We start from the raw sequence: 18,262 nt of genomic DNA on the forward strand, positions 1-18,262 counted from the left end.
AGCGCCCCGATGTAGCTGTCATACTCATTATCTAATATATGCAGGGTGTATATATAGGCTTTTCCCATACATAAACGATATAATCAAAAAAAAGCGCTAAGCCGATTGAGGTGAAATACATTATCGAAGTCAGCCGGTTCCTGGATATCCAATAGGTAACACCCAGCACGGCAAAACATATCAAAATCAGGCTTCCATATAAATAGATACCGGTCATATTGACATTACCCTTTAACACTATAGACATATTGTAGCCTTATAAAGGATAACTATTCAGAGGCTGGGAATGGCAGCAGTAGTAATATGGCACAAAACGCAGGCATAAAAATGTGATCAATCATGAGCCATAAAGGTTATCAATCGAGCACCAGGAAGGTAATAGCGCGTAAGCCCCAGCAAATCGCGAGGTGCTAGCTGAGCGCACTTTCTGGCTTATGAAATTGTGGCCATTTGCGGCTCTTGGCTCAATTGGGTTTCGATGACAGCAGTCCCCTGCATGATAGTATCCTTTATCGGACACGCCTTAACCGCATATGCTATCACCTTACGAATTACTTCAGGATTATCAGGGGAATCTACCACCACCTGGTACCGAATCTGCTGAAAACCAGGCCTGATTCCAGAGCTGGAGCTGCTCATGCCACGGGGGTCATAATCCCCTTCGATATAAATCCTGATGTTATTAATAGTTAAGCGCCGCTTCTCGGCCAACCCGGCCAGGAAAACAATGATGCATCCACCTAAAGACGACAAGAAGGTTTCCATCGGCGAGGCCCCTTTATCTTCGCTCTGGCTATTGGCGCCTTTTCCCATTTCCACCACAGTTTGCTCCCCGGCCCGGGCAATGGATTTAACCCCAATATGTTCCCAGTCGACAGTCAATTGAACGGTTTTCAGGTTTGCGTCGATTGTCCTCACTCCTTTCATGTATGAATAGGTTTTCCCAAAGGTTGTATATTATGATGGCGCCAATAAGGCTGTAAAATTCATATTAACCTATTCTATGTACCCGGACAAAAAAGGCTCCTTTAGAAAATATTAATACATGAAGTACCGACATGTAAAAGGCTTTAATAACTTCGCAGCCGGCCAAGACACAGTGTCATTTACCTTACTGGAAAAGCGTAATGCTCTCGCGAATTGGGAAAGCGTATCCAGAAGGTAGTGCCTTGCGGGCTTGTATCCACCTCGATTTTAGCTTTGTGGCGGGCAACGATACGGTAACAGACTGCCAGCCCTAAACCGGCGCCATTTTCCTTAGTTGTGAAGAAAGGAGTGCCGATCTGGCTCAGCAGATTGTCATCCAGCCCGGTCCCCTCGTCTTTGATGAACAAAACCGGGCTGTTTTTGATTACCCGGGCGCCGATGGTTAAAGTTCCTCCCGGCTGCATGGCCCCCAGCCCGTTGCGAGCCATGTTAAGAATAAGCTGCCGGATTTCTTTCTCATCCAGAATCACCCGGAGAGGGCAAGCTGAAGCCGCCATTTCTCCCACCAGGTTTAAGCGTCTTCAAAACATTATCGGGAAAAATCATTTATTAAACTCGATTGCAAGAAAAATAAAAAGCCCGACCATAAAAATGGCAAGGCGAAGCAAAACAACATTTATTCGTTTTCTTACAATTCAAACTAATCTTTCCAGTATTCAGGCAAAAGCAGCACCAGAATCGGGTATATCTCCAAACGGCCGACAAGCATTAATATACTCAAGACATACTTCCCCAGGTCAGAAACAAAACCGAAATTCTGGGTGGGACCAACCAGGCCGAATCCCGGCCCGATATTGCCGATACAGGCAGCTGCGGCGGTAAGAGCGCTGAAGATATCCATACCTACCGCGTTCATAGATATCGTGCCCAGAGCCAGAAACATGATATACAGAAAGAAGAACTGCAATACATTGCTGAGCAGATCGTCGCTGATATGTTTCCCCGCAAAACGCAATGGCAGGACCGCCTTGGGATGAACCATTTTCTTCAGTTCGATAAGGATGCGATATCCGATGATCAGATACCGTCCCGGTTTGATATTCCCTCCCGTAGATCCGGCGCAGCCCCCTACGAACATCATCAGGAACAGTACCCCTCCCGCCAGGGAGGGCCAAATATTATAGTCCGCGGTGGCAAATCCAGTAGTGGTCAAAATGGATACGACCTGAAAAGCAGCGGCTCTGCTACGTTCTTCCCAGCCAGTCAATGTACCCGCCACACCCAAGCTGAATACCACCAGCAAGGTAGCTATAACGGTAATGCACAGATAGAGCCTGAATTCCGGATCCCGCATGTAAAGTAAGGGTTTGCGCTGTTTGAAGGCTAAGAAGTGGAGGGTGAAGTTGGTGCCGGCGATAAACATAAAAAATGTTATAGCCCAGTGAATCAGGGGGTTGGCATAATAAGCGATACTGTTATTTTTGGTGGAGAACCCGCCTGTTGCCATGGTGGCAAAAGTGTGACAGAGGGAATCGAAGAGATTCATGCCCAGGGCCAAGAGAACTGCGGCGCAGGCCACACTTATCAAAACATATGACAACCAAAGCTTGCGGGCGTTTTCGCGAATGCGGGGGCTGATCTTATCAGAGATGGGTCCGGGGACTTCGGCCTTGAATAGCTGGTTGGCCCGGTTTCCAATCCCGGCGATGATGGCGATGAAAAGAGCTATGATACCCATCCCTCCCAGCCACTGAGTCAGGCAGCGCCAAAACATTAGGCTCTTGGGCCAGGATTCCACGTCGGCTACAACACTGGCGCCGGTAGTAGTAAAACCTGAGACAGTCTCAAAAAAGGCGTCGGCAAAAGAAGGCAGATATCCAGACATCATGAAGGGCAGTGAACCAAAAACGGAAGCCACCACCCATCCCAGGCTGACCAGAAGATAGCCCTCTTTGTAACTGATATGATCATAGGACTTGAAACCGCGGCTGAGGACTATACCAGTGATTACCGTTATAGATGCCGCCTCTACAATAGCGACGGTTACACCTTCTCGATAAGCGATCGACCACAACAGGCAGCTGAACATGGACACGCCGATTATTATCAAGATGCGTCCCAGATTACCCAGAACTGCTCCCCATCGTATCAATACCTGCTACCTCCATTTTTGAAAAGCCGTTCAATCTTATGGATGCTTTGCGGCAGCGAAAATACCATTAACCTGTCATAGGGTTTTATAATCGATTTGCCATCGGGAATGATGACTTGATCATCGCGGACCAGGGCTCCGATTAAAGAACCACTGGGAAAATTCAGCTTACACAGTTCCTTGTTAAGCACCAGCGATCCGGGCTGGGCCAGGAGCTCCAGCATTTCAGCGCGTTCGTCCCCCATGAGGGTAACCGAGAGAATTTCCCCCTCCCTGACGTATTTGATAATCGCCCCGGCGGTAAGCAGACGCGGGTTTAAAATTGTATCTATTTCCAATTGTTCTGCCAGAGGCAAGACATCAGTCCGCTTGATCTGGCAGACGGTTTTGCCGACTCCCAGGTTACGGGCGATCAGAGAGCAGAGCAGGTTTATCTTATCATCATCAGTTACGGCTACAAACAGGTCTGAGGAAGCTATGTTCTCCTCCTCCAGAAGCTGATAATCGCTGCCGTCCCCGTGGATGACTAGCGTGGAATTGAGCTTATGAGATATCTGCCGGGCCCGGTTGATATCCTTTTCGATGATTTTAATGCTCATAGCCGGTTTGCTTTTCTCCAACATCTGCGCCAAAAAGTAACCGGTTCGTCCGCCGCCCAGAATAGTCACATGCTCGACTCTTGGAGTAGCAAATCCCAAGGCTCTTTCCGCCTTGACCATTTCGCTGGTCCGGGCCATGAGATGAATGTGGTCTCCAACCCACAGTACGTCATCACCCCGGGGGACTATCATTTTATGCTGGCGAGCTATTGCTACAATATTATAAGGAACCGAGTTGTCAAGATCTTTGATCTTCTTTTCCCGCAACACCGAGTCTTCTTTTATCTCCAGTTCCATCAGTTTAACTTTGCCGTCGGCATAGTAATCGACATTCGTGGCCTCCGGGTTGCGGGCGATCTGACTGATCTCCAGGGCAGTGACACGTTCGGGATTGATTATCAGATCGATGCCCATTACTTCGTTTAAAGAGAAGGCTTTAACCTCCAGATATTCCGGGTTGCGCACCCGGGCAACAGTTGTTTTCACCCCGTATTTCTTGGCCAGCAGACAGGCCACCATATTCAGTTCGTCATACTCGGTAACCGCCACCAACATGTCCGCATCATGAATCCCGGCTGTTTCCAGTACCGATGTAGACGAACCACTTCCGGGAACTACCTGGATATCCAGGCTTTGGTCCAGAATCTGCTGGCGCTCCGGGGATTGTTCAATAACCGCCACGTCATGATTCTCATTGGACAACAACTGCGCAATAGTAAAACCTATTTTGCCGGCACCAATAATAAGTACTTTCATAATCTACCACCCGACTTCAAAATACCGTATATATTATGCTGCTAAGTTAATCAAACATCAACCGTCTCTTAAAGTTTGCCTTTTCTTACATATATTATCTATCTCTAAGATAATTGAACCGCCAATTCTTTATATTATCCTGTAATCCTGGTCTAGCTCATTGTCAATTATCATCATTATTCCTTACCTGAGGTGGGTTTACCTCCAGACTGAGTGGCAACTTTTTTCAAACATCTTCATGAAAACCTCGAAATTGCCGTTTTTTCAACTATAACCATATTTTAACCCGGCATATCCTGGCAAATGAGTGTTCTTTTTACTACAGCAAATAGGCATCAAAAAAGGAGCAGTGTGACTGCTCCTTTAAACCTCAAATGTAATGTGTGCTCAAAATAGATGCACTCTATATTGGAGGTCTTCAGCAAGTCTTACGGCAACGCGAATAGCAAATATTCGGTACTACTCGAAGGAGCTTTCCCATCCTCAAATATGGGTACATAATCCAAACGATTCTTGATTGCAAATTCAAAGTACTCTTCACGCAATGCCTGCATGTTATTCAAGGAGTTATTTGCCCCACTTACTTGGGCTGGGGCTGGATCAAAGATGGGTTGGTCCCGAATTGATTGTGCACCCAGAACAAAAAAACAGTATTACAACTACCGTAATTAAGAAAACCCTTCTCATAGAAACCTCTCTTTTTTTACTTGCTATCACTAGGAGTAGGGGATACTGCCTTTTTGTTGGAAATGAAGAGATATCCGTCGTTCGTCTTGCGCAGTGTCAGCACCTTGTTCCCGTCGGCCATGAATGTGTCGTTATAGAACAGCCGGATGATGTCCCCTTCCCGTTCGCCACTGGAAAAGTTTGTTTCCATCCGATAATTGGTGTCACCATGGAAATGGTAATAGGCATCGTATTTCTTCAGGTAAGTAAACTTATTGAGTCCTGTCTTATCGGTATCGGCAAGGGTCAGGCTCGTATACTTTTTCAATACAGCATCCATATCAATGCGGCGGATTTTATCGCAGCCGCATTCGGGCGCTCTACTCCAGCCGTTCTGAGCAATGACGGCTGCTATTTCCGCTTCCGTAGGATATACCCGCTGGCCGCTGCCACAGTAGAACAATGCATAAAGGTCTATCTTTTCAGGCGTATCGTAGAGCGAGCTCAAAAATTGGTTACGGATATTAATATATTCTCCGTTAAAAAATTCATTGCCATTGAAGTAGTTGAGTTCTTCCGCTGTCAACAGTGTTTGGTTGCGGATATTCATATATTCTCCGTTAGAAGAATCATTGCCATTGAAATAGTTGGGTTCTTCCACTGTCAACTGAGTTATGTCGGATTTTTTATTGTTATTGTTTGCCCCCATGGTACAGCCTACCACGGTGCCGACTAGAAGAATCACAACAAGTAGGGCAGGAAACTGCATTTTAGGCTTCTTGTCAATCATAGTAATCCTTTCCTTTTGAGCTCGAAAAAAGCTGTCTTTTCGCTTGACTGCGTTTTTGGCGCATTGCACCAGGGTAGTTTTTAGGGTGGTACACAGCCGAGGCCGACAAGCGCAACGCCTTTGACTTTTCCCGCCTTGTGACGCGGCGCATGAAGGTAAAACCCGAAGAGGAATACACAGTTTTCCGTTGCTGTACGGAGAATGACTACAGCGATTCCTAACTCATCTTGGAGTCGTCCCGTCCAGCCTCGTTCGTGGTTACTTACCCTTATTCTGTAACGATGCTGCCCCAGCTACCCCACCAGTGCTGTATATTGGCCTGCTCCAGCGCAGTAACAGGGACATAGAGAAGACCATTGTATTCCAAAGCCTCCACGGATATGGATAGCAGAACCGGGATTCCCCCCTTATCTATAGGACGAACTTCCACATTGACGGTTATGGGACGAACGATGGCCTGACGCTCCACAGAATATGGATAGGATAGCTCCACAAATATGGGGTCCCAGGCTTCCGGAGACGGGTGACCAGCACCCACGGGGTAAGGCCAGGGGAAATAGGGTACCAGGCGGTAAATATCGCCGGTAGCCAAACCTTGGGCCAGCAGCTCCTGAAACTGCCCCTGTGCCTGCTCAGTCAGCCGAAAAGAATATGTCGTCTCACGCCCTGCACAGACAAGGGTGCCTGTTTCTGCATCGTACTCTATCAGGCGCACATAATCCGCTCTGTAGTCGCCTCGTCCTCGCATGGGATAGGCCCAACGTTCGGCTATCTCTTCCAACTGAGGTGTTAATATTGTTACAGAATCACGAGTAATTGATGCTGCCTGCGTGGCTTCATCCCAGCTAAAAGTCCACCAGCTCGCCTCAAAAATCCCTTGCAGCGGAACATAGACCTCATCCTGATAGGAGAATAACTCCGTCTTTAGTAATTGATCCCCATAGGCATAATACCTGGAATCGAATAAAACATCGACCGTACCATCCATTGGCGTTTGCGTCAACAGGGCTGTTGTTTCCGGCGTGTACCCTTTGCCCGTGTCAATTGCAATCGTATTCCTCGCGCCGTCCCAGTCAACCCCAAAATCAAACACCGCTCCAATATCCCGCAGTTTGAAATAATTGCTGCCCTCGATATTGTAAGCAGTGAAGCTGATTTCTTTACCGTCAAGATATGTCCTTGAGGCCGTAGGCACGGCTTTTTTATCTCCCGCGCCCTTGCCCTGCATCTCACCGCCAGCCGTTGTATACGGTTGGCCGCTGGTGAGTGAAATCGCGTTATTCGCTCCGTCCCATCCGAGATCAAACTGCTTGGCCGTGCCGGACAGCGTATAGGCTAAATCGCGGAGCTTGAAATAGTTATTGCTGTTGATATTGTATGCGTCAAAAGCCACGTTTCTACCGTTCACAAGCACAGTCGAGGCCGTGGGTTTTGCCGTGACGGTATCAGCCGCGAACACGGGCGCGGCTGCGGAGATGATCATGCTGACAAGCAGCAAAATTATGAACGGTTTCTTTTTCAAGCTTTTCACCCCTCGTTTTTCATATTTTGGGGATTGCGATGGATCATTTGTGGATATTTTGTCCATAAGTGAACGTCGCGTCAGTGTGTCCATTCCGCCGCCAGGCGGCACATTGAAAAAGTGAAATCGGCACGCGCCGCAACTCACATTTTCGCGGGCAATGGTGAAGCGGCCCAACCTCAACCGTCGTTCAGATTTTTATTTTATATTCGGCAGTTCGGATGTTAGAAAGTTTCTAATTTCTACTACCGAGCGTAATAACTGGGTGTACAGTTTTATATTCATACGGGCGCAAAACTAACCCATGCTGATAATATCATTTTCGGCAAATTTTAACAATAATTTTGGTTTGGCTTCTTAAAATAGCAGCCCAAAACCACCATGAAGATGTAAAAGGTGTTTGCGGAAAGGCTTTTAAAAAACGCCCAAAACCGCATAAGTAAAGGATTTCAAGGCAAAAAAGAAAGTTAATGTTTGGACATTCCAAAGAAGTGTTCCCAATCATCAACCATCGTTCAACTAATTCGCTAGGAATTGTAACCTGGGATTTCTTTTTTATTTTCACCAGCATGCTCATCATCTTCCATCCTGACCATTTCTAAGGCTTTTCTATGCATGTATTGAATGTTTCTGACCGTATAATCCATACTGCCGGCGATTTTTTCGACTGGCTTTCCATTGAGATATATAAACCGCAATACGACTTTTAAATTTTCATCCTCAACGGATTCTATTGCATTTTCTATTTCTTGCTTGGCTTCGATTAAATCCTGAATTTCTTGATTTAAAGCTTCTTTAGCTTGTAATAATTTGACTACATTATTCTCTTTGGTATTGCCTTGGGTTTTTGGTGAAAATCCTTCATCAGAAATAAAGAAGGTTATACGATTAACCAGATCTTTAAGGTCCTCCAATTCATCTAATTTTTGTTTCAATGAGTATTTAATAACTCTATATTTTCGTAGACAGTCTTTTTTATGTTCAATGTCCACTTTATTCACCTCCCGATATACAGGGCCTTTAAAGCTAAAATTACGATTTCTTATGTGGCATGGTTTGGCCCTCTTTATAAATAGCAAAAATTTCTTTAATTGTGCTTTTCTATCCAAATAAATGCGGGTAGACTTTATTGGCTTAGGTTAAATTGTTCCAATACTGCGATATCGAATAACATAAAAGATAAACAAGCAGAGTATTAGATGACCTAAAAAATAAAGGATTTTTGGCAGATAAGCATTGTGAGAGGTCATTGTTTTTGAGAAGTGAATAAAGAAAGATATAGGTACATCCTCTATCTTGGACTGTACCATGACATTGAGATAGTAAGCACACCTTCCTCCCTTGTTTAATGACTTTTTAGAAAATGATTAATGATTATTCCATTTCGTTTTAACTTTTAATACAAAAGATTTCCTTGTATTTCATCCTGATCGGTCAATATAATTAAAATGCAGATTATGCCAAAAGCCGCTTCCCAACGAGGAGCGGCTTTTTATTGGTCCCAATCTGTATAGCTATATGTAAGAGCGACTTAAATGTATGCTAAATCAAAAATAAGGAGGTAAATATGAAAGGCATTTGAAAAAAACAATTATGCAGTTGTCAATCGTTCAGGCGAAAAACCTCATTGTTATAATGCAAGACAAGTAATACTTTAAACCACCATCGACCATCATATTACGGATTTTAAGCCGTTTCTTATATAAAGAAGCGGCTTTTCTTATGTCAAAAAACGAAAGGAGATTTTTCTTATGGCTACAATCGTATATGGAGGCCCTGGCAAAAAAGCATATGCTGCTATTGGCTCAATAGATGCCAGCGATCCTTATACCGTATTATGGGAAGAATACGGCTGGCGCTTTATTCAATATTCTGTCTCCACTCAGCAGGATAAAAGAGGATATATAGAAGGCGGTAGCGCTTCTGCTTGCCCTTCGGCTTATCAAGGCGGCGTTTTGGGAACTATGGACTCTCCTGAATTTGTTTATGGAGGGCCGGGAGAATCTGATTATGCTCAATTGGGATCGGTTTCCTCCAGTGAAAAAGTGACTGTTCTAATTGCCAATGATTCGGGCTTTGCGTTCATCGAATATCAAACCAGTACCGGAGCCAAAAGAGGCTATGTCAGATACAATACGGTCACAAGAGATACTACGACTGCATTAGCGAAAATGACCGAGGATGCAAATATGTATGCAGCCCCGTTCCTTTTTGGTGCCTCTTATGGCCTGCTCTATCAAGAAGAATTCGTTGTGGTTTTACGCTCCAATAGTTATGTGTGTTATGTGGAGTACAACACAACCACTGAACGCAAGCGAGCCTATGTATTTGCCTGGAAGCTGAATCGAATCAACACAAGTGCCAGTGTTCCAGCCTTACCCCTCTATGATGATAATTTCAAATATGGAACTGTAATGAGCAATTCTGTCGTTTACGGCGGTCCTAGCCCAGCCAATTATGCCGTCATCGGTTCCGTCGATTATTTAGAAATTGTCGGGGTAGTGCATCAGGAAGGGAACTATTACTTTACCGTCTATTCAACAGCGGCAGGAGCCAAGCAGGGCTTTGTCTTAGCCGATAATATCAACCTGGCTGCGGGCATTACCATCCCAGACAAGACCAATAGTTATACCGGCTGGGCAGATCTGACCAATGCACCGACTACGGTATATGCTGGCCCAAATCCAGATATATACACCACGATAGGTGCTGTGGCGGCAAATGAAGCAGTTACTGTTTTCTCAGGTGCTGAAAACAATTATTATCAAATTGAATATTCTACCGCGGCCGGCCCCAAAAGAGGATATATCCACACCAACAATCTTAGACATTACGATTTAGGCGGGTTGGCCATAGCGAATAGCCGCATTGTGGTTCATTATACGCCGGAACTCAATACTACTCCTGAATATGGAGCAATCGGCGCAGGAGAATTTGTCGTTATCTTAGAAAAGAATGATTCTGTCTGCTATATCGAATACAACACATCTTCCGCTAGAAAGCGCGGCTACACTGCTGCTTCTGGCTATATCTTTAAAAATATGTCCAATGTGCCTGCCTTGCCCGAACTTTCTTCGTCATTTTATATGGCAAACAGTAATTTAGCTGTATATGCAGGACCAAGCAATCAATATGCATCCGTCGGTTCCATTTCGCAAAATGAACCAGTGGTTCGCTTAAAGGAAAATGTGTATGGCTACGCTTATATCGACTATATAGGCAGTGGTATAAAAAAACGGGGCTATGTGCCAACAAGTGCGCTTTCGGTATATTATGCCGTTGTTATCCCCAGCTATTCTTTCCCGAATGTCTATAGTGCGGTCTATGGTCAAAGTGGTGCCGGCCGAGATTTGGTTTATTATCGTATTGGAACCGGCAATAAACATTTAATTTTAAACTTTGCCATTCGTGGATTTGAGGATAACTGGTATTATGATGGTATGGAGCTGGTGAATCTAGCAGGCTCAGTTTTACAGATGTTATCAGACAATTTTTCTACTCTAACAACAAATGGATGGTCAGTGTTTGTCATCCCAAGTTCAAACCCAGATGGTTTGATTGACGGGACTACCAATGACGGTCCGGGACGTTGCACTACGTACCGCTATGGCAGTACCAGGGGAGTTTTGGTGCAAGGCGGTGTCGATGTAAACCGGAGTTTTGAACCTTTTGAGGTGATGACGAGCAGCAGAAACTATACCCGTCCGGAAGCATATTGGTGTAAGGAATCAGAGGCTTTAAGGGATTTTATCGCAAACAATAAATCAACTGCTGGTACGAATGTTTTCATTGATGCGCATGGATGGACTCAGCAAATTATCGTGGTAGGAGGCAGTGCTTCTTCTTTAGGAAATATCTTTAAGAATTATTTCCCCAACAATTCTTATGCAGATTTAAGTTCAGCGAAAGGCTATGTAGCCCGCTATGCCCATTCATTAGGCATGAATGCCTGTTTGTTTGAATTCCCAGGCGATGTCGGCAGACCGGGCGATTTGATTCTCAAAGGTTATGATTCGGCTTATAAACAAGCCATTATGCAGATCATTTCTCAATTCTAGCTTATTTGCTGCAGCACCCTTTCCAAAAGGGTGCTGTGGTAATACATAATTTGTTAAGGAAGCATGATATGAAAAAATACCGATCAATGATCTTGATAGCAATATTTGCTCTGCTCATCTCGATTTCAGGCTGTCTCAATACAAATTCCGAAAAGCTGCAGGGCAATGTGCCCGGCAATAAGATGGCTTTAGAAAGAGAAGGGGTGCTGTATTTTGTATCTCCAGATATGCATACCGATTCTTATGCAATTTATCGTCAAGCAGGCGATGATGTCCCTGTAAAAATTCTTACCGGTTCTTTATTGCCTGATCGCGGGATCGGCATATCCGGCGATTTTTTATATTACATAAAAGATTACCCTTATACCTTATACCGGATTAATGTAGCCAATCAAAGCGCAAAAGAAGAAAAGATTATTGAAAATGCCAGCAGCTTCAGCTTATATGATCATCGGCTTTTTTACTGGAATCCACAGGACAAGTTTATTTATACATTGGATATAAGCGAGGGCTTTCCTAAGCCGCAGGCATTGAATCAAGTAGAGCCTTTGTTTTTGATGGAGGCTTATAAAGATGAGGTTTTATATATTACAGGAGATTTTAAGCAAGCGACTGACGGGAATAATTATTCTCAGCAGTTATGGCGGATGAATGATAAGGGAGAATCGCAGCTTCTTTTAGAAACATCACACCTGGATCAATGCCGGCCTTATCAGGATTACATTTATTACTTGAGTAATAAGGAAATTTGGCGTATCGATGCAAATGGCGAAAACCAGATGAAAATTTATTCTCCTGATGATGATGCCAGCGTCCGGTATTTTATTGTTTATAAAGACCGGATTTATATATTGGAGCAAGCCCCGGGACTATATTATTTTAGATCCGTCAATTTAGCCGGGAAGGAACGGCAGACTATTTATAATTACCGGCCTCCTGAAAAAGACTTCAATGGGGTGATAGAATATCTAAAACTTATAACGTTCAACGTTACTGAAAAGCACCTGTTTTTGGATGGGTATTCATTCTTCAGCGGAGCGCATCTCATAACCCGTATCCCTATAGCTGGTGAAGCTGATCAGAAATTTGAAGAGGTGCTCTTGAATGGCCACTGGATAAACTCTGAAGTTTATGTCCAATAGGTTAAGAAATACTAAGAGAGCACGAAGGGTTTTAGAGGAGACTTTTTCTGGAGAAGTCATTTGCTCCGGCACATAGATCAATAGCTTCCAGCGTACGCCGGAAGCTATTGATCGTAGTTTATAGTACAAGGTACCCATTCAGGGTTTTTCCGTGTAATGTAGAAAAGCTTGCCGTGGAAACCGTCTTAACACGGCCATCATCATACGAAGGTGTGTTATCGCCATCCCAATTTGCCTCAGTATAGTAGACAGTAGATCCCACAACGTCTTCAATGAAGACGACATGCCCATTAGTGCCACCCGAAAAACTGGCCACCGCATTTTTCATAGGAGTTGCTGTACTGGATTGTTTGCTTGAATACCCGCCATTGGCATTTGCATACCAGTTTTTAGCATTATTATCTCCGCTGAAAGTTATGGACCTGCCGCACTTTTCCAGAGCCCTTCCCCAACAAAACCAAGTGCATTGACCGGCCAGAGTAGGATTTGACTGGTAATACCAGTTCTGGCTATAGTAACAAGATCCGTTAATGTTCATACCGGGCGGATACTCACCCAGAATCAGATCGGTGACAGGTGCTGTAGATAGGTACCCGGCGTAAAAATATGCTCTCTTCTTTTGTGAGGTGCCGGTAATGGCATACTCAATAAACGCATAGCTGTTAAACATCTGACCGGTATAAAAGACCGTTTCCCCTCTTGAAACGGAACCGGCGGCCACATATCCAGTTGACGCAGGCCCGGTGTAAGTTGTGCCGCTGGTATTCACATACCTGGTAAGGTTCTGATTGGTGATCGTCGGCACCGACTCGGTAATGTTTACCGTGCTAGTGGGAACGTAGCCTCTTTTCTTATTGGTGGTACCGGTAACACTGTACTCAAGGTGCACCCAATTCCCCTCTATCCAGATGGCGGTTACAGTTTCGTTTTGAGAAACGCTGCCCACCGAGGGATAGGTGCTGGTGCTGGGACCGTAATAGACGGTCTGTGCGGATTTCATGGTCGACATGATTATCACTCCTTATTTTTGATTTGTCTTGCAAGACTACCTGATAAGGAGACAATCAATGCTAAAATGTAAACACTATGCTTAAATAAAAAGAGGATTGTTTTTGCTGTAATCCTTTTGCGCTATAAGCGGATGAAGCTTGATTTAATTCAAGTTTCTCTTAATTTGGTTTCGTAATTACATGGTCAGAGTGTCCGAAAAGCCAGCCGCAAAGATGGAATCAGATATAATTGATATATAAGTAAATACATCGGGAGGTCAGAGATGGGCTATATACAAGGAGAAGACCGCAGCCAACCCCAACTTTTCCCTGCAATCCGGGAAGAATTACTGGACCAGAACAACCCGGTAAGAGTCATCGATGCCTTTGTGGATAGTTTGGATATCGCCGCCCTGGGAATCCCCCATGCCAGGCCCGCCAATACCGGTAGGCCCCTTATCATCCCAGAGACTTGCTTAAGCTCTACATCTGCGGCTATTTTAACCGTATCCGCTCCAGCCGCAGATTAATGAGAAACCTACGAAGCTTACCTGCATGAATTGCAAGCAACCGGTGAAACCCAAAAGCTGACTACCGATCCTGAAGCCCGGATGATGAGAACCAAAGACGGCTTTGCCTGCTGTTACAATGTACAAGCTGTGGTTGAGCAAACCAGCCACTTGATTGTCGATTATGAAGTAAGCAACTCCCGTAACGATTGCAACTCCCTGGCGCCTATGGCGCAAAAGGCGAAAGCGGCGCTGGAGACGGATACTCTCCATGTTCTCGGGGATAAGGGATATGATGACCGACAGGAGATCGAACAATGCGTCATGAACGAAGCTGCGATTATGCTTGTCAGAGCACCCGTTTGGCACTGTCAAGTGGTATCATGGCGCTCACTATCTGCTATGCAAAGGGATAAAAAAGGCCACCGGGGAACTGGGGCTTAGTTTTCTTGCCTACAATCTGCGGCGAGCTATCAATATGGTAGGTGTTCAGAAGTTAATAGAGGCCATGGGCGGGTAGACGCTCTCTTTTTTTATTTTCTAGGCAAAAAACATGCAAAAAAAACATTTCCGACGGAGAAACACACCGATCAGAAATGCTTGAAACCCGCGTAATTGCGGGTTTTCAGACAAATTATGGTCGGGATGACAGGATTTGAACCTGCGGCCTTCTGGTCCCGAACCAGACGCGCTACCAAGCTGCGCTACATCCCGAAAAAATTATATTTTCTGTCTCAGCGGATTATTTAGATAATCTTGACGCAAACAATATTGTACCTCATAAAGAACAGATATTCAAGGAAAACTGCTTTTTACCCCATATTGGGTTTGGCTTGGACTTATCAGCTCTGCGCTTCTGAAAGCAGGCCCGGTTAACGCACAAATCCCTCCCCAGATAGGCGTATCGGGAGGGATTTTCAAGATCCGTATCCTGTTTGCAAAATCCTGCCTTCAAATTATTGTTTGGGTTGGAAGTAATGATCAATCTATGGTTCAAATCCATATTGCCGCTGAATATTTACAATTTCTGACGACCACGCCTGCACCTTTTCTTTTACCTCGTTATCTTTGACTTGATCCACCACCAGAACCATATCGTCCCCGATTTCAACAGCGATGTTATACCCGCCCCGGGCAGTGTCACCGCTGACTATCAGGCCTTCATATTCTTCCTTTGACCACAGGCCGTTTTGCAGGAAGCTTTCACGGTTCATCACCATACCCTTATTAACCTGCATATAAAAACCTCCTTGATAAGATTATCTTCATTTATCTTCTCCAGGAGGTTTTGTTTCTATGTAATCTGCTGAATATCAGGGCTTGTTAGTTATTTTTCCGTTTAACAGAGCCTCTTTGGCAGATTTTTTCATAGCCTTAATGGCCCGCTCTCGTTTAAGCGCGCTGGATTTGTCAGGATATTCTTCCACATGAACAAATTGAACTGGCCGGCGCCCGCGGGTATATTTGCTGGCTGTGCCCTGGTTATGCTCCTCCAATCGCCTTGATAAATCAGTGGTATAACCGGTATAAAGGCTGTTGTCATTGCATCTTAATATGTAGACAAATGGCATAGTGCTCCCCATGATGAAGGGACAGCGCAAATCATTCCGCTGTCCCTAAAGAATTTGGATTATAGTTCTGTCCCCGGTTTAAAAGCGGTGATGGGTAACTTTCAGGGGCAATTGGAATTTATGAGTAATAGTATTGGCAATCTGTTCGATGTCAGCCAGGGTTACGTCAATGACAATGCATTTGAGTTTGGAATAAATCTGGTAGGCATGATCAAGTTCTTCGGCCACCAGTTCATCAATGCTTTCCATATCAACGGGCTGATCAAAGCTGCGCATTCTCTCCCGGCGGAGTTCAGACAGGGTCTCCAGGTCTATAGTTAAGCCTACCATCGCCTTCTTGCCTTTTAGTTCAATGATTTCTTTTGGAATCTCCGTATCCATGACAATCGGATAGTTGGCCACCTTTATGCCGACATTGGCCAGGTGCATTGCCAGAGGAGTTTTTGAGGTTCTCGGCATTCCCAGTATGATCAAATCAGCTTCAGCCACTGTGTCCAGATTCTGCCCATTGTCATGCTCTATGGTATATTCGATGGCCTTCATGCGATTAAAATAGCTGTCGTCCATCTTATGCGTAAGTCCTGTTATGTAAGCAGGCTTTAATCCGGTCTTAGTCTCCACAACTTCAAACAACGGCGCCATGACGTTTACAACAGTTACACCTTTCTGCTCGGCCTGTTCGTCAAGATAGCAAGACAAATCAGGTTTCACAATGGTATAAATCACTATTGCGTCTTCTTCAACAGCCTTATTGATGATCTCATCAACCTGTTCCTTTTTGGTAACCCTGGAGAAACGGGTAATACTGCGATCAACTTCAAATTGGAGCATAGAAGCTACTGCGATTTTTTCAGCAGTCTCCCCGACCGAGTCGGACACAGCAAAAATGTGAAGTTTAACCATAACAACGCCCCCTTTGATGCCGATTTCTATTAAGTCCTCTGTTATATCTATATTCTATAATCCCTCTAATAACTCCTTTTTCTTGGTTTGCTATTTCTGGGCTTTACAGTAATTGGAAATTCCTAGCTCCAAATTTCCAATATGCCAGTTCCTTTGCCGTCTGTTTCTTCCGCCCAGCGGTTATCTGTGCAAAGCAAGTTGCAAATCTCCATTATGTCCGCACAGACCAGCTTGCCCTGGGAAAAGGGGGCTTCAACAAAAAAGACCTCTTTATTGTTAACCAGGTAGCGCCGTTCGCCTACCTTTATTCTGATGGCCTTTCCTCCGGCAGGGTCGAAGCTGAACAAGCCATAGCCATAGAGGTGGTCGAACCCTGCTGCGCCAAGATCAATAGCCTGATAGTCCAGTATATTTCTTACTGTCTGAGCATCTGGATTACTGCCGAAGCGCTGCTTCCAACGCGAATAGATCAGGGCGGCCGCACCGGAGATGTGCGGTGCCGCCATTGATGTACCGGATAGATTGATATAGCGGTTTTCCGGATAGGTGGAATAGGTATCAACCCCGGGAGCCACAACATTGATACTGCTGTTGGAGTTGCTGAAATTGGCGATACCTGTAGAAAGGTCAATAGCCCCTACCGCAACCGTTTCAGGATAATAGGCCGGGTAGGATACCTCGTCGGTATTTGGATTTCCATCGCCGGCATTGCCTGCTGCGCAAATAACTGTTATGCCCTGGCCTACGGTTTTGATTATCTCGGCGTGCAAGGTCGGGTTTGGCAACGGGCCGCCTAAGCTCATATTGATGACATCAACCTGTTCTCCGCCAGGTCCGCGCCAGTTGCGGGCCCAGGCCAGGCCGCGGTTAATATCGCCTATGGCGCCGCTGCCATCTGCATTTAACACCTTGATGGCGAGCATCTTGCATTCCGGGGCCACTCCCAGGAGCTTGCCATTGGCGCCGATGGTTCCGGCTACATGAGTACCATGGCCATTGTCATCCATATAATCCTTGACCCCGCTGACCATTGAAATCCCGCCGATCATATTCGGAGCCAGATCCGGATGGCGATAATCTACGCCGGTATCGATAATCGCGACTACTGCCCCTTTCCCCCTGGTACTTGCCCACATTTTCCGGGTTGCGAGCAAGGCCACCCCCGGCGGGGCTAAGCCCTGGACCGGCAGTTCTAAACTGCCGAATATTCGTTTGCTGATTGGTTTAACAATCTGTATAGAGCATCCCTCCCATGCTCTATACTAAGCAGGAAAGAGCAGGATGTTTCCAAATCAGATTTATCATACATTAATTGGTCATTTGTTAAATATATAACTATTAGATAGGAAGCGTTAACAAATCATGATATTATATTAATAGACATAGAATCTGGGTGGGTGATCTCTATGAGTCCTGGCGCAGCTGTTGCAGTGGTCATCGTTGCCGTATGTCTTGGCCTGAGTATCGTGGCCGCAGTAATTGGAGTTTTCTTGTTTCAAGGATTCAAATGGTGGGATAAATTTTAGCCCTGCACCCAATGCAAGTCCAAATCCGGGGTGGCATGATAATGCCACTGTTTCTGTTTTTAGGCCACAAGTTTAATAGGACTAAATAACAATTTCACGATTTACGTAAAGGCCCCTTAAGAACATATGTTCTTAAGGGGCCTTTTGTGCTA

16 protein-coding genes and 1 tRNA gene are annotated in these 18,262 nt (G+C 45.1%); 4 read left to right on the forward strand and 13 right to left on the reverse strand.

All coding sequences use genetic code 11. The annotated features are described in order from the left end of the window. Window positions 1-432: 432 nt before the first annotated feature. The 7 genes from B3W37_RS13605 to B3W37_RS13635 form a co-directional block, all read right to left on the reverse strand. Complete coding sequence (locus B3W37_RS13605; RefSeq protein WP_483171233.1) at window positions 433-927, reverse strand: OsmC family protein; 495 nt, start codon at window positions 925-927, stop codon at window positions 433-435. 179 nt (window positions 928-1,106) lie between these two features. Further along, complete coding sequence (locus B3W37_RS13610; RefSeq protein ID WP_483171326.1) at window positions 1,107-1,484, reverse strand: ATP-binding protein; 378 nt, start codon at window positions 1,482-1,484, stop codon at window positions 1,107-1,109. Between the two features lie 143 nt (window positions 1,485-1,627). Continuing rightward, the gene (locus B3W37_RS13615; RefSeq protein ID WP_483170198.1) at window positions 1,628-3,079 is read right to left on the reverse strand and encodes a TrkH family potassium uptake protein; all 1,452 of its coding nucleotides are present in this window, start codon (window positions 3,077-3,079) and stop codon (window positions 1,628-1,630) included. After that, window positions 3,076-4,434, reverse strand: coding sequence for a Trk system potassium transporter TrkA (gene trkA / locus B3W37_RS13620; protein WP_483170197.1), 1,359 nt, complete (start codon window positions 4,432-4,434; stop codon window positions 3,076-3,078). Before trkA ends, B3W37_RS13615 begins: the two co-directional genes overlap by 4 nt. A 703-nt stretch (window positions 4,435-5,137) precedes the next feature. Continuing rightward, a complete protein-coding gene (locus B3W37_RS13625) occupies window positions 5,138-5,890 on the reverse strand; it encodes a hypothetical protein (RefSeq protein ID WP_483170196.1) in 753 nt (250 codons plus the stop codon). Between the two features lie 268 nt (window positions 5,891-6,158). Beyond that, a complete protein-coding gene (locus B3W37_RS13630; RefSeq protein ID WP_483176142.1) occupies window positions 6,159-7,478 on the reverse strand; it encodes a hypothetical protein in 1,320 nt (439 codons plus the stop codon). Between the two features lie 461 nt (window positions 7,479-7,939). Beyond that, window positions 7,940-8,404, reverse strand: a complete 465-nt coding sequence (locus B3W37_RS13635; protein WP_483170194.1) for a DUF1492 domain-containing protein — start codon at window positions 8,402-8,404, stop codon at window positions 7,940-7,942. A 759-nt stretch (window positions 8,405-9,163) separates the two neighbouring features. On the opposite strand from B3W37_RS13635, the gene B3W37_RS13640 reads away from it, so the two are divergent. Both B3W37_RS13640 and B3W37_RS13645 read left to right on the forward strand, forming a co-directional pair. Beyond that, window positions 9,164-11,470 (forward strand): M14 family zinc carboxypeptidase, encoded by a 2,307-nt coding sequence (locus tag B3W37_RS13640; protein ID WP_483170193.1) that lies wholly within the window; start codon window positions 9,164-9,166, stop codon window positions 11,468-11,470. Window positions 11,471-11,556: 86 nt separating this feature from the next. Continuing rightward, window positions 11,557-12,612: a DUF5050 domain-containing protein gene (locus tag B3W37_RS13645; protein WP_483176147.1), complete on the forward strand. Its 1,056-nt coding sequence runs from the start codon at window positions 11,557-11,559 to the stop codon at window positions 12,610-12,612. Window positions 12,613-12,730: 118 nt separating this feature from the next. On the opposite strand, the gene B3W37_RS13650 is transcribed toward B3W37_RS13645, so the two are convergent. Beyond that, window positions 12,731-13,621 carry a CHAP domain-containing protein gene (locus tag B3W37_RS13650; protein ID WP_483170191.1) on the reverse strand — a complete coding sequence of 297 codons (891 nt, stop codon included), beginning with the start codon at window positions 13,619-13,621 and terminating at the stop codon, window positions 12,731-12,733. A 452-nt stretch (window positions 13,622-14,073) separates the two neighbouring features. Between B3W37_RS13650 and B3W37_RS13655 the strand changes: the two genes are divergently transcribed. Beyond that, window positions 14,074-14,160: a hypothetical protein gene (locus B3W37_RS13655; RefSeq protein ID WP_483170201.1), complete on the forward strand. Its 87-nt coding sequence runs from the start codon at window positions 14,074-14,076 to the stop codon at window positions 14,158-14,160. A 1-nt stretch (window position 14,161) separates the two neighbouring features. Further along, entirely contained in the window at window positions 14,162-14,554 is a 393-nt protein-coding gene (locus B3W37_RS13660; protein WP_483170189.1) for a transposase, read from the forward strand. A 193-nt stretch (window positions 14,555-14,747) separates the two neighbouring features. On the opposite strand, the gene B3W37_RS13665 is transcribed toward B3W37_RS13660, so the two are convergent. The 5 genes from B3W37_RS13665 to B3W37_RS13685 form a co-directional block, all read right to left on the reverse strand. Continuing rightward, a tRNA-Pro gene (locus B3W37_RS13665) sits at window positions 14,748-14,824 on the reverse strand. 272 nt (window positions 14,825-15,096) lie between these two features. After that, window positions 15,097-15,348, reverse strand: a complete 252-nt coding sequence (locus B3W37_RS13670) for a hypothetical protein (protein ID WP_483170188.1) — start codon at window positions 15,346-15,348, stop codon at window positions 15,097-15,099. A gap of 75 nt (window positions 15,349-15,423) precedes the next feature. After that, on the reverse strand, window positions 15,424-15,693 hold the full coding sequence (locus B3W37_RS13675; RefSeq protein WP_483176143.1) for a GIY-YIG nuclease family protein: 270 nt from the start codon (window positions 15,691-15,693) through the stop codon (window positions 15,424-15,426). A gap of 66 nt (window positions 15,694-15,759) precedes the next feature. Then, window positions 15,760-16,584 (reverse strand): pyruvate, water dikinase regulatory protein, encoded by an 825-nt coding sequence (locus B3W37_RS13680; protein WP_481037652.1) that lies wholly within the window; start codon window positions 16,582-16,584, stop codon window positions 15,760-15,762. 122 nt (window positions 16,585-16,706) lie between these two features. Then, on the reverse strand, window positions 16,707-17,720 hold the full coding sequence (locus B3W37_RS13685) for a S8 family peptidase (protein ID WP_483170186.1): 1,014 nt from the start codon (window positions 17,718-17,720) through the stop codon (window positions 16,707-16,709). Between the last annotated feature and the right edge of the window lie 542 nt (window positions 17,721-18,262).

The organism is Syntrophomonas sp. UBA5494 (assembly GCF_002426325.1).

Bases quoted from the DNA above. Each gene is read 5' to 3' on its own strand.
- B3W37_RS13640 (WP_483170193.1), top strand. From the start codon at position 9,164: ATGGCTACAATCGTATATGGAGGCCCTGGCAAAAAAGCATATGCTGCT.
- B3W37_RS13650 (WP_483170191.1), bottom strand. From the start codon at position 13,621: ATGTCGACCATGAAATCCGCACAGACCGTCTATTACGGTCCCAGCACC.
- B3W37_RS13675 (WP_483176143.1), bottom strand. From the start codon at position 15,693: ATGGGGAGCACTATGCCATTTGTCTACATATTAAGATGCAATGACAAC.
- B3W37_RS13685 (WP_483170186.1), bottom strand. From the start codon at position 17,720: ATGTGGGCAAGTACCAGGGGGAAAGGGGCAGTAGTCGCGATTATCGAT.
- B3W37_RS13670 (WP_483170188.1), bottom strand. From the start codon at position 15,348: ATGCAGGTTAATAAGGGTATGGTGATGAACCGTGAAAGCTTCCTGCAA.
- B3W37_RS13610 (WP_483171326.1), bottom strand. From the start codon at position 1,484: ATGGCGGCTTCAGCTTGCCCTCTCCGGGTGATTCTGGATGAGAAAGAA.
- B3W37_RS13630 (WP_483176142.1), bottom strand. From the start codon at position 7,478: ATGGACAAAATATCCACAAATGATCCATCGCAATCCCCAAAATATGAA.
- B3W37_RS13680 (WP_481037652.1), bottom strand. From the start codon at position 16,584: ATGGTTAAACTTCACATTTTTGCTGTGTCCGACTCGGTCGGGGAGACT.
- B3W37_RS13625 (WP_483170196.1), bottom strand. From the start codon at position 5,890: ATGATTGACAAGAAGCCTAAAATGCAGTTTCCTGCCCTACTTGTTGTG.
- B3W37_RS13645 (WP_483176147.1), top strand. From the start codon at position 11,557: ATGATCTTGATAGCAATATTTGCTCTGCTCATCTCGATTTCAGGCTGT.
- B3W37_RS13605 (WP_483171233.1), bottom strand. From the start codon at position 927: ATGAAAGGAGTGAGGACAATCGACGCAAACCTGAAAACCGTTCAATTG.
- trkA (WP_483170197.1), bottom strand. From the start codon at position 4,434: ATGAAAGTACTTATTATTGGTGCCGGCAAAATAGGTTTTACTATTGCG.